The sequence below is a fragment of the Paraburkholderia sp. BL9I2N2 genome (assembly GCF_004339745.1).
In the GTDB taxonomy this organism is placed as follows: Bacteria; Pseudomonadota; Gammaproteobacteria; order Burkholderiales; family Burkholderiaceae; genus Paraburkholderia.
Genome location: NZ_SMGP01000001.1, coordinates 3,607,252 through 3,621,910 on the forward strand (window position 1 = coordinate 3,607,252; position 14,659 = coordinate 3,621,910).

A 14,659-nucleotide genomic window follows, 5' to 3' on the forward strand; every position below is an offset into this window, starting at 1 on the left:
TCCAGTGAGTGTGTTGTTCACGCGCTTCTTTCCCGGCTCATTGCTACGCTGGTTGCCGCGGCGTTGCGGTTGCGGCCCGCACCGCGCCGACCGCCTTGAGGATTTCCTCGCTGGTCGCGGGCGCATTCAGCGGCGGATTGACCTTGTGGTCGCCCACGGCCGACACTGCATCGCGCACGGCGAAGAACACCGAGAACGGCAGCAGCAGCGGTGGCTCGCCGGTCGCCTTCGAGCGATGGATGCTGTCTTCCGCGTTGCGGTTTTTGAAGAGACGCACGCGGAAGTCGGGCGGCGTATCGTTGACGGTCGGAATCTTGTAGGTGGACGGCGCATGCGTCATCAACTTGCCGCCGGCGTTCCACCACAGTTCTTCGGTCGTGAGCCAGCCCATGCCCTGAATGAACGCGCCTTCCACCTGGCCGACATCGAGCGCCGGATTCAACGAAGCGCCCACGTCGTGCAACGCGTCCGCGCGCAGCACGCGCATTTCGCCGGTCAGCGTGTCGATCACCACTTCCGATACGGCCGCGCCGTACGAGTAGTAGTAGAACGGCCGGCCTTGCAGCTTCGATTGATCCCAGTAAAGCTTCGGCGTCGCGTAGAAACCGTCCGACCAGAGCTGAATACGCGCGACGTAAGCCTTCGCGATCACTTCTTCGAACGGCACAATCGCGTCGCCCACCACCACGCGGTCATGCACGAAGCGCACTTCCGACGCGCTCACCTGCCCCGCGCCGAAACGCTCGGCGGCAAACGCCGACAGACGTTCGCGCAACTGACGCGCGGCGTCCTGCGCAGCCTTGCCGTTCAGATCGGAACCCGTCGAGGCCGCCGTCGCCGACGTATTGGCGATCTTGCTGGTGTCGGTGGCCGTGACGCGAATGCGGTTGAAACCAATGCCCAGTTCATGCGCGACGACCTGCGCGACCTTCGTGTTCAAGCCCTGGCCCATTTCGGTGCCACCGTGGTTCACCAGCACCGAACCGTCGGTGTAGATGTGAACCAGCGCGCCGGCCTGGTTGAAGTGAGTCACGTTGAACGCGATGCCGAACTTGACCGGCGTGAGCGCCATGCCCTTCTTCAGTATTTCGTTATTCGCGTTGAACTCGTTGATCGCCGCGCGACGCGCGCGGTATTCGCTGGTCGCTTCGAGTTCGTCGATCAACTCGTGAATCACGTTGTCTTCGACGATCTGACCGTACGGCGTCTGGTTACGCTCCGTCTTGCCATACAGATTGCGGCGGCGCACGTCGAGCGAATCTTCACCGACCGAGCGCGCGACGTTGTCCATGATGTATTCGATCGCGAACGCGCCTTGCGGACCGCCGAAACCGCGGAACGCCGTATTCGACTGCGTGTTGGTCTTGCCGCAGAAGCCGTCGATCGTGACGTCGGAGAGCCAGTACGCGTTGTCGAAGTGGCACAGCGCGCGCGTCATCACCGGACCGGACAGGTCGGCGGAGAAGCCGCAACGCGAGGTCATGTCGACCGTCACGCCGTCGATCACGCCCTTGTCGTCGTAGCCGACTTCATACGTATAGTGGAAGTCGTGGCGCTTGCCAGTGACCATCATGTCGTCGTCGCGGTCCGGACGCAGTTTCACCGGGCACAGCAGCTTCCATGCGGCGAGCGCCGCGCAGCACGCGAACAGACCCGATTGCGATTCCTTGCCGCCGAAACCGCCACCCATGCGGCGGCATTCGATCAACACGTTGTGCGACGCCACGCCCAATGCATGCGCGACCATGTGCTGCATTTCGGTCGGATGCTGCGTCGAACAGTAGACGTGCATGCCGTCGTCGTCCTTCGGCACCGCATACGAAATCTGACCTTCCAGATAGAACTGTTCCTGACCGCCGAGCAACATTTCGCCGGCTTCGCGACGCGCGGCGCGGGCGATCTTGGTGTCCGCCTCGCCGCGCGCGAGTTTCATCGGCGGCAGCACGTGCTGGTTCGCGGCGCGCGCCTGCTGCGCGGTCAGAATCGCCGGCAGTTCCTCGTAGACGACTTCGGCGCGGCGCGCGGCGAGACGCGCGGTTTCATGCGACGTCGCGACCACGATGAAGATCGGCTGGCCGATGTATTGCACGAGACCGTCGGCGAGAATCGGATCGTCGCCGTGGATGATCGGGCCGACGTCGTTGACGCCCGGAATATCGTCGGCGGTGAAGATCGCGACCACGCCCGGCGTGGCGCGCACCTTGTCGAGCGACATCGAGACGATCTTCGCATGCGCTTTCGAGGACAGGCCGAGCGCGGCGTGCAGCGTGCCGGCGAGCGTCGGGATGTCGTCGGTGTACGTGGCGCGGCCGCTCACGTGCAGATGCGCGGACTCGTGCGGACGCGAGATGTGCACCTGGGTGAAGTCGTCGAGATCCTGAAGGTCTTTCAGGAACGGTTCGGCTTGCTGATTCATTGTTGTGTTCTCCGTATCCTTTGGGCTTCTGCTTAGACGGCGGCCGGCGCGCAGGCCGCGGCGACCGCGCGCACATCCAGCGCGCTCTTGGGCAGCGGATTGTTCGGACGCGTTTCGAGCCAGAAGCGGTACAGCGTGTTCTTCGCCGATTCGAGGCGGTAGTTGCTGGTGGCGCGCATGTCCGACAGCGGCGCGTAGTCGTTGCCGAGCGCGAGCATCGCGGCCTGCGCGGTGGCTTCGTGCCATTCGGCGTCGCGCAACACGGCTTCCGCATGCGTCGCGCGCTTGGACGTGGCAGCCATGCCGCCGAACGCAATGCGCGGCTCGCGGATCAGGTTGCCGTCGGCGATGAAGGCGAACGCGGCGCACACCGCCGAGATGTCCGAATCGAAGCGCTTCGAGAGTTTGTAAGTGCGGAACTGCAGGTTCTGACGCACGCCGGTGCGCGTCGGCACTTTCAGTCCGACGACGAACTCGTGCTCCGCCATGTCCTTCTTCTGATACGCGAGGTACAAGTCTTCGAGCGGCATTTCGCGCTCGATCTCGCCGCCGCGCACGATCACGCGCGCGCCGAGGGCGATCAGGCCCGGCATCGAATCGCCGATCGGCGAACCGTTGGCGATATTGCCGCCGAGCGTGCCGGCGTTACGAATCGGCAGCGACGCGAAACGCTGCCACATCTCGTTCAGTTCGGGGTATTGCTTCGCGATTTCCGCGTAAGCCTTTTCGACGCTCACGCCCGCGCCGATCTCGATCCATTCGTCGTTGGTCTCGAGCTTCTGCAATTCGGCGATCTGCCCGACATACACGATGTTGCCGAGGTCGCGCATCATCTTGGTGACCCACAAGCCGATGTCCGTGCTGCCGGCGAGGATACGCGTGGCCGGTTCGGCTTCCTTGATCTTTGCGAGCGCTTCGACCGTGCGCGGCGCAGCGAACTGCTGGCCGGCGTGCTGGTAGTGGAAAGTGTCCTTGCGTTCGAGCGTGGCGAGCGTTTTCGACAATGCTTCGATGTTGACCGGCGCTTTCGGCGCGGGCGCTTCGAACATGCGCACTGCCGCGTCGATGATCGGACGATAGCCCGTGCAGCGGCACAGATTGCCGGTCAGCGCGTTGCTGATCGCGTCACGCGACGGCACGCTCTTGTTCGCGCAGCTATGTTCGTGGCCGTGCTTTTCGTACAGCGACCACATCGACATGACGAAGCCCGGCGTGCAGAAACCGCACTGCGAGCCGTGGCACTCCACCATCGCTTCCTGCACGGGATGCAGCGAGCCGTCCGGTTGGCGCAGGTCTTCGACGGTGTAGAGCGCTTTGCCGTCGAGCGTCGGCACGAACTGGATGCAGGCGTTGACCGCCTTGAAGTCGACGCCGCCCGCCTCGTTGCGCTCGCCGATCACGACCGTGCACGCGCCGCAATCGCCTTCGGCGCAGCCTTCCTTGGTGCCCGTGCAATGCGCGTCTTCGCGCAGATATTGCAGGACGGTGCGGGTGACGGGCGCGTCCTTGATCTCGCGGATCGCGTTGCGGTGGTAGAAGCGAATCGGCTCAGTCATGTCTCGTTACTCTCGAATGTTCTGTGTCCGTGGGGACGTGCAGCAGTGATGGTTCGAAAACTATCACCGTCAATAAATACAACCCATAGCTCGGGTCGCATGCGGGACATATCCGCGAAAAGATATCGAGATGGGTTTGGGGGACGGTTGGCTTATGGTGGTTGTGTTATTTGACCGCATTTTTTCTGTTTTTGTTGATTATTTGCCAATTTGAGGAGGACAGTTTTGATGTACCCACCGAAAAAGTGACCTCTGACGAGGCTAAAACGGACCACTATATGGTCCCGGCACCGGGTTTTTGTTAGACGAATTATTAAGCAAGTCCTGCAAGAGAATCGGTTCCATGGGAAAATCACGCCTTCCCGCCGATTTCAAGTCTCGTTTTCCCCATGTCCACCGACTCAGCGACACCTCGCAGCGAATTTGCGACGACCATGCAGATCATTCCGGTCGTCTTTTTCACGTTTCTTTGCTATCTGACGATCGGAATTCCGCTGGCGGTACTGCCGGGCTACGTCCACGACGATCTGGGTTACAGCGCCGTGCTGGCGGGTGCGGCGATCAGCGTGCAATACCTGGCGACGTTGGCGTCGCGGCCGCTGGCCGGACGTTCTGCGGACACGTTGGGGCCGAAGCGGACCGTGTCGATCGGTTTGCTGGGTTGTGGCGCAAGCGGGGTTCTGTTGTTGCTGGCTGTGCTGTGCGGACGCTGGCCGGTGCTGAGCCTCGGCCTCCTGGTCTGCAGCCGTCTCGTGCTGGGGTTCGGTGAGAGCCTGTGCGGCACGGGGGCGATTCTGTGGGGTATCGGCCGGGTGGGCACGAGCAACAATGCGCGAGTGATTTCTTGGAATGGCATCGCCACTTACGGCGCGCTGGCAGTCGGCGCGCCGCTGGGCGTGGCGATCGAGCATACGGTCGGGTTTGCCGCGTTGGGAATTCTGGTCATTTTGCTGGCTGCGCTTGGTTTTTATCTGGCTCGTCCGATGGCGCCGGTGCCGATCGTGCACGGCGAGCGCATGTCGTATCGCAGCGTGTTCACGCGGGTGCTGCCGCATGGGATCGGGTTGGCGCTTGGCTCGGCCGGGTTTGGGTCGATTGCTACTTTCATCACGCTGTTTTATGCGGCTAAGCATTGGCCCAATGCGGCGTTGTCGTTGACGGTGTTCGGGACGCTGTTCATCGGGGCCCGGTTGTTGTTTGCCAATACGATCAAGACCTACGGTGGATTTCGGGTCGCGATTGCTTCGTTTTCGTTTGAATGTGCCGGGTTGTTGATGTTGTGGTTGGCGCCTGAACCGCATATTGCGCTGGCTGGTGCAGCTTTAACCGGATTTGGGTTTGCTTTGGTGTTTCCGGCTCTCGGGGTCGAGGCTGTTGGGCTCGTGCCGCCGGCCAGTCGGGGGGCAGCTTTGTCGGCTTATTCCGTGTTTCTGGATCTTTCTCTCGGGATTACCGGGCCGTTGGCTGGGTATATTGCCGGCGAGTTTGGGTATGGGTCGGTGTTTCTTTTTGCGGCTGTTGCCGCTGCCGCAGGTGTGGGGCTTTCTACTTTGCTCTATTTGCGCAATGCCAAGGTGAATAATTTGCCTGCGGCGCTTTGAGTCTGGATGCGTTGTGGTACGGGAGTTTTGGCCTTTCCTTGGGTTCACGGTGGTCTATTAGCGTTGCCCCCTGCGGGGCAATGCTCTCAACTTAAGCCCCATCCCATCAAGCGAGTTTGTGCGCAAGATGGAAATGGGGCTTCGCATTTTTCTCGGTGGCGGATCACTGCAAGCACCCGATTGAGGTTGTCCAGATAGCGCCGGATACGCAGAAGGCACGCGCCGAGGATGGGCTTGAGCGCGCCGAGCAGGCAAAGAAGAACCTACCTCCCCCCCGACAACCCCCTCTCCAAAGCCGCGACCCCCGCCGGCAAATCAACCTTAACCCCCAGATCCACCATAGTCCTCCCAAGCGCGTGCACAGTGCGAAAGAGGTTATGTTCCCGACACTGCTCTCCCATCTGTCCCACGCGAACGATAGGCAATCCAAAAGACCCCGAAATCTCCACCTGATGCATCCGCGAAATATGCGAGCACACATCTGCCGGACTGAACCCTTCGGGCACCTCGATGCCAACAACAGAATTCAACCGACAAGCGTCAGGCGTATACAACCGCAGCCCCATCGCCGCGACCCCATCCTGCAGCGCCAACGAACACTTCAAATGCCGCGCAAACCGTTTCTCCAGCGTCTCGGCACAAACAAGCCGCAAAGCTTCGTGTAAAGCCAAAACGCCAGAAACCGGCGCCGTATAGTGATACCCCGCGTTGTGCCAAAAATTCTCCGCAAGCGTCGCATCCAGGCACCAATGCGCATTCGGCGCCGTGCGCCCTTTCACGCGCTCCCACGCCGCATCCGAAAACGCGATCAACGAAACACCGGGAATCGACGACAACCCCTTCTGCCCACCCGTAATAACGGCATCGATCCCCCAGGCATCCATCTCCAAAGGCATCGTACTCAAGGTACAAACCGCATCGACGATCACCAACGCGCCCGCGGCTTTCGCCAACGCGGCAATCTCCTTCAGGTGATAATTCCACACCGTATTCGACGTCTCGCCCTGCACCACCGTCACGATCTCCGGACGCTCGCGTCGAATCGCCTCGGCAATCTCTTCGAGACTCGCCACCGAGCGGTCGGCAACATCGAGCGTGCTCACCCGCGCGCCGACGCGCCGGCCCATCTCCGCCATCCGTTCGCTGAAGAAACCGTTCCTGATGGACAGCACACGCGTGCCTTCCCACGCGAGGTTCGAGATCGCCATCTCCATCGCGGCCGATCCAGGCCCGGCCACGCCCAGCACCCATTTCGAATTCGTCTGGAACACATAGCGCGCCATCGACTTCACTTGCCCAATCACCTTCACCATCGTGCCACCCAGATGATTGATCACGATCGCGTTGGCCTTGGCCACCGCCGCGGGAATCGGCACGGGGCCGGCGCCCATCATCAGGAGCGGCTCTTCGGGAAGAATGGCGTCGAGCGACTCGACAACCGGACAGGGCACTGCGGAAGATGCGGATGTGAATGATGAAGTCGGCATGATGATCGGTACGTGAATGTCAGGACGCAAAGGAGCAAACGGCCCCGCCAGCATTGACGCTGGCGAGGCCGCCTGTTCGATCATTCACCGATCCGCGCGATTGCGCAAGTTTTTTGACTATGCTTGACCGCACAGCACGGCGGACAATCCCGTCACTTCACCTTGGTCTTATCAAGCTTCTTGCCCGTGGACGCATTGAAACGCTCGACATAATCTTCGATCAGCTTGCGCAGGGCGCGGCCGATCTGCCGGTAGTCGGACTCGTTCAGATTGGCCAGCGAGACGCGCCCCGACGGATGCTGAGTGCCGAAGCCGCGGCCCGGCAGCAGCACCACCCGCGCTTCGCGCGCGAGACGGAACAGCAGTTCGGAAGGCTGCGTGTTCTTCAGTAGCCACTCGACGAACTCGCGCCCGAACATCCGCTCGCCGAGGAATTCGATGTCGAGAATGGTGTAGTAGTCGACCTGATTCGGATCGTCGTCCTCGAACGAAATGCCGACCTCTTCATAGAGCGCCTGCTTGCGCTTGCGAATCAGCCGCTTCAACGCGTTCTTGTACGCGTCCGGCGTGTCCATCAGCGAGAACAGCGAAAACAGCACCATCTGCACCTGCTGCGGCGTCGACAGGCCTGCGGTGTGATTCAGCGCGACGGTGCGGCTGTCGGCCACCAGGCGGTCGATGAACTTGAGCTTGTCCGGCTCCGTCGTGATCGACTCGTAGCGCTCGTGCAACTGCTTCTTCGCGTCCTTCGGCAGTTCGGCGATCAACCTGTCGAGCACGTTGTCACGATGCGTCGCGATCGTGCCGAGACGCCAGCCGGTCGCGCCGAAGTACTTCGAATACGAGTACACGAGAATGGTGTTCTTGGGCGCGAGCGCGAACAGCGACACAAAGTTATCGGCAAAGGTGCCGTACACGTCATCGGTCAGCAGGATCAGATCGGGCCGTTCCTTGACAATGTCGGCAATGTACTGAAGGCTCGCGTCGTCGATCTTCACCGAAGGCGGATTGCTAGGGTTCACCAGGAAGAACGCCTTCACCTTCGGATCGCGCAGCTTGTCGAGTTCCTTCTTCGAATACTGCCAGCCGTTGGCCACGTCGGCTTCGAGATTCACGACGTTCAACTGGTAGTCGTTCAGGCGCGGAATCTCGATGTACGGCGTGAAGATTGGCATGCCGAGCGCGATCGTGTCGCCGGTCTTGATCAGGTGGTTCTCGCGCATCGTGTTGAAGATGTACGTCATTGCCGCCGTGCCGCCTTCCACCGCGAACACGTCGAATTCGCCGACGAACGGATGGTCGCCGATCATCTCGCGCCGCAGATACTGGCCGACGATCAGTTCGGACAGTTTGAGCATGCGGTCGGGCACCGGGTAGTTCGAAGCGAGAATGCCCTCGCACATTTCATACAGGAAGTCGCCGGCCGAATATCCCAACTGGTCGCGCACGTAAGACACCGCGCCGCGCAGGAAGTCGATGCCCGCCACGCCCTTGTTTTCGCGCAGGAACAGATCGAAGCGCTCTTCGAGGCCGTCGCGTCGCGGAAAACCGCCCACGCCTTCCGGCATGTAGGCGAACGAGCGCTCCGATTCGCGCATCGCAAAGAGGCCGAGTTGCCAGAAGCCGTGGCGCGGAATCGTCGCGAGAAAATTCGGATTGCCGCGGCCGGCGTTGAGCATCGATGCGTTGGCGGGCCGCTCCACGGCGCCGCCGCCGGCGGCCTTGATCAATTCGTCCTTCAGCTCGAACGGGCTGAGCGCAGCCATACCTGCTTGTGCCATATCCGAGTGTTTCTTGTCGCCCTTCTCTTTTGCCATGATGCGTTCTCCTGAGCCAAGTGAAAGACGCCGGCGTGGCGGATGATCGCCCGATAAGCGCCGGCGTGAGAGATCGATAGACGCCCGCGCTAGACGAGCCCGACCACGAGCGGGCCGAGCAGCGTCAACGCGACGTTCGCGATGGCATACGTGATCGCGAACGGCACGGTCGGCACGGCGCTTTCCGCCTTGTCGAGCACGCCGCCGAATGCCGGATTCGCGCTGCGTGAGCCGGTCAGCGCGCCGGCCAGGATGGCCGCGTTGTTGTACTTCAGCACGTAGCGGCCGAACAGCATGGTGAGCAGCAGCGGAAACAACGTGACGAACACGCCGAGCAGGAAGATCGTCATGCCGCTCTGCTTGACGGTGACCACGGCCTGCAAGCCGGAGTTCAGCCCGACCACCGCGACGAAAGCCGCGAGGCCGAAGTCCTTCAGCAACTGCGAGGCCGCCGTCGGCATCACGCCGTACATCGGGTGCTTGCCGCGCATCCAGCCGAACAGCAGCCCAGCCAGCAGACAGCCGCCGCCCGAACCGAGCGTGAGCGGAATGCCGCCCACGTCGATGACGATCAGTCCGATCAGCAAGCCCAGCACGATGCCGACGCCCATATAGATGAAGTCGGTCTTGATGCTGTACGGCAGCTCGTAGCCGGCTGCGTCGACGGCGCGCTTGGTGTCTTTCGGCGAACCGTAGAAGGTGATCACGTCGCCGTGTTCCAGCTTGGTCTCCGGCAGAATCGGCAGCGGCTGGCCGGCGCGCGATATGCCCTGGATGTAGACGCCGTGGCGCATATCACGATCCAGCACTTCCCGCGCGGCGGCGATCGTTGTGTGGTTCATGCCTTTGCGTGTGAACACGGCTTCGCGTGTCTGCATGACCACGCCGATGTCTTCGACCGCGGCAACTTCGCCGCCGCTCGCACCGAATGCGACCACAGCCTCGCGGCGGCCAACAACCAGCACCACGTCATCGGGCTTCAACACCAGATCGGGCGTTGGATCGAGTTGCTGCCCGTCACGCTTGATCCGCTCGATCGTCAGCATGTCCTGATGTTGCGTCTCGACGGCCTTCACCGTTTTCCCAGCGCTGACATCGATCTTGTACGCTCGGCCGACCATCTCGGGCAACGCGGAAAGCTGTCCCGGCGCGATGGACGGCGCACCGGAGGACAACTCCCGTTCCGCCTGGATCGAGGCGTCGCGCAAACTCTGCCCCATGAACTTGGGCAGAATGTTCACGCACACGATGATCGCGCCCAGCGAGCCGAACACGTAGGTCACCGCGTAGGCAATCGCCACGTCTGATTGCAGCGACTTGACCTGATCGGCAGGCAGGCCGAGACGCGCGATCGCGTCGCCCGCCGTGCCGATAATCGCCGACTGCGTCAGCGCGCCGCCCGCGAGCCCGGCGGCGAGGCCCTTGTTCAGGTGGAACAGCTTCGCGCACACCACCACGGTGATCAGCGCGGTGACCGCCAGGAAGACGGCCATCGCAATCTCACGCAGCGTCTTGCGGTTCAGCGAATTGAAGAAGCCCGGACCGGAGTCGTAGCCGACGGCGTAGATGAAGACGGCGAACATCACCGACTTCACACCGTTGTCGATGGTCACGCCCGCCTGGCTGATGACGACCGCGGCCAGCAGCGACCCGCCCACACCGCCCAACTGGAACTTGCCGAAGTTGATCTGCCCGATGAAGTAGCCGGCTGCGAGCGACAGAAACAGCGCGATCTCGGGTGATTTCTGAAAGATGTGATGTAGCCAGTCCATCGTGCCCTCGCTGGATAGTTTGCGATACTGAGTACTGGGTGCGGCCCGCGCATGCGAGGCGCAATCGTGTCGCGCGCCACATGCCGCCTGCCGCCTGCCGCATCGACCGAACGTGGCATGGCGTGCCACGTCCGGCACATCTGCCGCCTAATGGAATTTCCCGGCGAGGCCGACAACCACCGGCCCCATCAGCGGCAACAGAATGTTCGAGAGTGCATAAGTGATCGTGTAGCCGATCACGGGAGTGGAGTTGCCGGTGACGCCCACCAGTGCGCTGATCGCGGGAGTGCTGCATTGCTGGCCGGCAATCGCGCCAAGCAGCATGGGCGTCTCGAGCTTGAGGAACATGCGGCCGATCCATAGCGACAGCAGACCCGGCACGAGCACCATCAGAATCCCGGCCACTGGCAACGCGAGACCGTATTCGCGCACCAGCTTGATGGCGTCCGGTCCCGCCGACAAACCCACTGCCGCGATGAAAGTGGCAAGACCAAAGTCCTTGAGGATTTGCGCGGCCGCCGAAGGCAGCGAACCGACCAGCGGATAACGCGAACGGATCCAGCCGAATAGCAGCCCCGACAGCAAACAACCGCCGCCCGTACCGAGCGCAACCGACACGCCGCCCACCCGTCCGCCGAGATGGCCGATCGCCATGCCGACCAGCACGCCCAGACCCAGATAGACGAAGTCGGTCTTCTGCGTCGCGACGAGCGCGTAGCCCAGCCGCTTCGCGCCGCGCTCCACATCGATTTTCGTGCCTACCAGCGTCAGCACGTCGCCGCGATTCAGTTCGGTGCCTGGCAGCGCCGGCACTCTGCTCTCGAGCCGCGTGACCGCCGCGATGTAGACGCCGCGTCCGTTTTCCGGCGTCGCCTGTTCGCGCACCTGCGCGATGGTCCGGCCGTGCAGGTCGCGGCGCGTCAGCACCACGTCGAGCTTCTCGGCGATCACGAGGCCGAAGTCGGTGCCGCTCACTTCGTCACCAAGCGCGGTAGCGGCCGCCACTATGGCTTCACGTCGCCCCGCCACGAGAATGACATCGGCAGGTGCGAGCGTCAGTTGCGGTTCGGCCGGTACGTCCAGGCCGTTGCGCCGCACGCGCTCGACCGTCAAATTGAAGCCGTACTGCTGTTCGAACGCCCGAATCGTCGCGCCAGCCGCCGTACCGGCGAGAAACGCGCGGCCCACCAGCGCCGGCGCGGCCGCGTGCTGTCCCTCGCCGAATGCGCCGTCGCCGCCGAGCTTGCGCCACACGCGCTCGGCTTCGTCGCGCAGATTGACGCGCAATAGCAGCGGTGCGAACTGGCTCGTAAAGAGCACGATGGTGATCAGGCCGAACAGGTAGCTCACGCTGTACGCGGTCACGATATTGGCCTGCAAGCGGACTGTTTCCGCGTCGCCGAAGCCGAGCTTGGCAATCGCCTCGGACGCCGTGCCGATCACGGCCGACTCCGTCGCCGCGCCGGCCAGCAGACCGGCCGCGGTACCGGCATCGAGCCGCATGACGGCCACCGCGATCACGATCAGCACCAGCACCGACACGATCTCGACCACTGACAGCAACCCGTAGCGCCAGCCGCGGCCGATGTTGGCGAAGAACTGCGGCCCGCCGGTAAAGCCCAGCGCGAAGATGAACAGCGCGAACGCGATGTTCTTCAGATCGGGGGCGATGCGCGCGCCCGTCTGGCCCAACAACAACGCAACGATCAACGTGCCGCACACGCCGCCGAGCTGAATGGGCCCGACGCGGAACGAACCAATGAAATATCCGATTGCAAGGCTTGCGAACAGCGCGATCTCCGGTTGAGACCTCAGCAATTCACCGATCATGTTGGCTCGCCGATTAACGGGTTTATTGGCAGGAAACCGAAAAATCGTTCGAGAAACTCGAATAGATTTATTCGGTCCCCAGTATTACGCACGCATTACTCAATCGGCATAGCGAATGAGTGAAAACTCAATTTATGGTAAGGGGATGACGCGAGTTGCGCCCGGGATGATTTGCCGCACTGCGGCGGCGGGTATTGAAATAGCCATTCGATAGCTCGATTCTCACTCTTTCCTCGCGAAGTTACCTGACGCCTTGAAAAGATATCGTCTGCTGATGGCCAATTATTACAGCATGAGTGAAACACGCCTTTTCGAACTGCCTTTTTTAATTGATATTGTAATTCCGCAGGGCTGTCAATATTATTTTTAACTCGCGTCCGCCTGTCTTCGCAAAAAATGATCTTTAGCAAAGGCGAATGGATTGCAAGTACCTGGTCCGTGAGGCTTACCCTATACTGGACCGTTCGCCTGCCGCGCCATCAGGCCGCTTCGTTAGCGCCGGCACGTATTCTTCGGAGCCCGACATGCGCATGATCCTGTTCAGCAGCCGCCAATACGACAGCGACACGTTCACCGAAGCCAATGCCACGCATCGCTATGAACTGCACTTCCAGGAGTCGCACCTCGACAGCGAGACGGCCATTCTCGCTCAGGGCTACGAAGTGGTATGCCCGTTCGTCAACGACAACGTTCACGCAGCGGTATTGGAGCGGCTTCATGCCGGCGGCACGCGCATGATCGCGTTGCGCTCGGCGGGCTTCAATCATGTCGATCTGGCCACGGCCGAGCGTCTCGGCATCACGGTCGCGCGGGTGCCGGCTTACTCGCCGCACGCGGTCGCCGAACATGCGGTCGGCTTGATTCTGGCGCTGAACCGGCGCCTGCCGCGCGCCGCCGCACGTACTCGTGAAGGCGACTTTTCGCTGCACGGACTGCTCGGCTTCGATCTGCATGGCAAGACCGTGGGCGTGGTCGGCACGGGCATGATCGGCCGCGTATTCGGCCGCATCATGGCGGGCTTCGGCATGCAGGTGCTCGCGTACGATCCCGGCAAGCCCGCCCACGATCTGCTCGCGCTCGGCGCCCGCTACGTGCCGCTCGACACTTTGCTCGCCGAATCCGACGTGGTCAGTCTGCATTGTCCGCTGGTGCCGGACACGTACCATTTGATCGACGGCCCCGCGCTCGCCAAGATGAAGCGCGGCGCGATGCTGATCAACACGGGCCGTGGCGGCCTCGTCGAAAGCAATGCGCTGATCGGCGCCCTGAAAGATGGCCAGCTCGGCCACCTCGGGCTCGACGTGTACGAGGAAGAAGGCGGCCTGTTCTTCGAGGATCACTCGAACCTGCCCTTGCAGGACGATGTGCTCGCGCGTCTGTTGATGTTCCCGAACGTGATCGTCACCGCGCATCAGGCGTTCTTCACGCGCGAGGCGATGAACGAGATCGCCCAGACCACGCTCGATAACGTCGTGGCGTGGCAGGCCGGCACGCCGCGCAACGTGGTGCGCGCGCCCGCTTAGGTGCCGCCGCCGGTGTTCAGCGGCGTCGCGCGAACCACAGTGCGCGCGTCGTCCGCGGCGCCGCAGAGTTCGCGCAGCAACGTCGCCTCACGCTCGTGCACTTCCACCGGAAACCAGCGCGCGCCCGCATCGGCCAGATAGCGCGCGCGATGCTGGCCGTTGCGAAACGCCACCACGCCTTCGCGCTCCAATCCGAACCAGCCCAGCAGACCCGGCGCGCGACGCGTCGAGATGGTCACGTACGGCATCTGCGGAACGCGCGGGTTCTCTGGATCGAGAAACTCGCGAATGCCGCGCACCTTGCCCGAATGCCATTCGGCGACCGGCTTCAGCACGTAATCGGTATTGTCGCGATTGGCGCAGGCGAGCAGCTTGCGCACGTCGACGAGGACGACCTGATGCCGCGTGCCGTCCGTGACGAAGACGCGTTTCAGGCGCACGTGGTCGTACCATGGATGCTCTTGCAGAGGCACGGTCCAGACCGTCTCGGCACAAGCCGGCGCGGCGGCTGACGATGAATTGGACAAGGGCAAAGGCAGGCTCGTTAAGCCGGCGAAAAGACGCCAGCGCATTAAAAGAGCGCTTACGCTACGAGCCGATTGTGTAAGAAGCATGACAGACCACGGTATTAATTACTCTGCATGAGCACACTGCTCA

At 62.2% G+C, this 14,659-nt stretch carries 9 protein-coding genes; 2 read left to right on the plus strand and 7 right to left on the minus strand.

Features of this window, described 5'->3' with window-relative positions:
• Positions 1-43: 43 nt before the first annotated feature.
• Together xdhB and xdhA are read right to left on the minus strand one after the other, a co-directional pair.
• On the minus strand, positions 44-2,416 hold the full coding sequence (gene xdhB / locus B0G74_RS16615; RefSeq protein WP_132375951.1) for a xanthine dehydrogenase molybdopterin binding subunit: 2,373 nt from the start codon (positions 2,414-2,416) through the stop codon (positions 44-46).
• 32 nt (positions 2,417-2,448) lie between these two features.
• Complete coding sequence (gene xdhA, locus B0G74_RS16620) at positions 2,449-3,972, minus strand: xanthine dehydrogenase small subunit (RefSeq protein WP_132375952.1); 1,524 nt, start codon at positions 3,970-3,972, stop codon at positions 2,449-2,451.
• A gap of 389 nt (positions 3,973-4,361) precedes the next feature.
• On the opposite strand from xdhA, the gene B0G74_RS16625 reads away from it, so the two are divergent.
• Complete coding sequence (locus B0G74_RS16625; RefSeq protein ID WP_132375953.1) at positions 4,362-5,573, plus strand: MFS transporter; 1,212 nt, start codon at positions 4,362-4,364, stop codon at positions 5,571-5,573.
• Between the two features lie 263 nt (positions 5,574-5,836).
• Here B0G74_RS16625 and B0G74_RS16630 read toward each other — a convergent pair whose 3' ends face one another.
• The 4 genes from B0G74_RS16630 to aspT (B0G74_RS16645) form a co-directional block, all read right to left on the minus strand.
• Positions 5,837-7,060 carry an alanine--glyoxylate aminotransferase family protein gene (locus B0G74_RS16630; protein ID WP_132376977.1) on the minus strand — a complete coding sequence of 408 codons (1,224 nt, stop codon included), beginning with the start codon at positions 7,058-7,060 and terminating at the stop codon, positions 5,837-5,839.
• Between the two features lie 152 nt (positions 7,061-7,212).
• The gene (locus B0G74_RS16635) at positions 7,213-8,877 is read right to left on the minus strand and encodes a bifunctional aspartate transaminase/aspartate 4-decarboxylase (protein WP_132375954.1); all 1,665 of its coding nucleotides are present in this window, start codon (positions 8,875-8,877) and stop codon (positions 7,213-7,215) included.
• Positions 8,878-8,966: 89 nt separating this feature from the next.
• The gene (aspT, locus tag B0G74_RS16640) at positions 8,967-10,649 is read right to left on the minus strand and encodes an aspartate-alanine antiporter (RefSeq protein ID WP_132375955.1); all 1,683 of its coding nucleotides are present in this window, start codon (positions 10,647-10,649) and stop codon (positions 8,967-8,969) included.
• Between the two features lie 147 nt (positions 10,650-10,796).
• Positions 10,797-12,479, minus strand: coding sequence for an aspartate-alanine antiporter (gene aspT, locus B0G74_RS16645; protein WP_132375956.1), 1,683 nt, complete (start codon positions 12,477-12,479; stop codon positions 10,797-10,799).
• Positions 12,480-13,003: 524 nt separating this feature from the next.
• Between aspT (B0G74_RS16645) and B0G74_RS16650 the strand changes: the two genes are divergently transcribed.
• Complete coding sequence (locus tag B0G74_RS16650) at positions 13,004-14,002, plus strand: 2-hydroxyacid dehydrogenase (protein ID WP_132375957.1); 999 nt, start codon at positions 13,004-13,006, stop codon at positions 14,000-14,002.
• Here B0G74_RS16650 and B0G74_RS16655 read toward each other — a convergent pair.
• On the minus strand, positions 13,999-14,616 hold the full coding sequence (locus tag B0G74_RS16655; RefSeq protein WP_132375958.1) for a hypothetical protein: 618 nt from the start codon (positions 14,614-14,616) through the stop codon (positions 13,999-14,001). The two genes, B0G74_RS16650 and B0G74_RS16655, sit on opposite strands and share 4 nt — an antisense overlap.
• Positions 14,617-14,659: the final 43 nt, after the last annotated feature.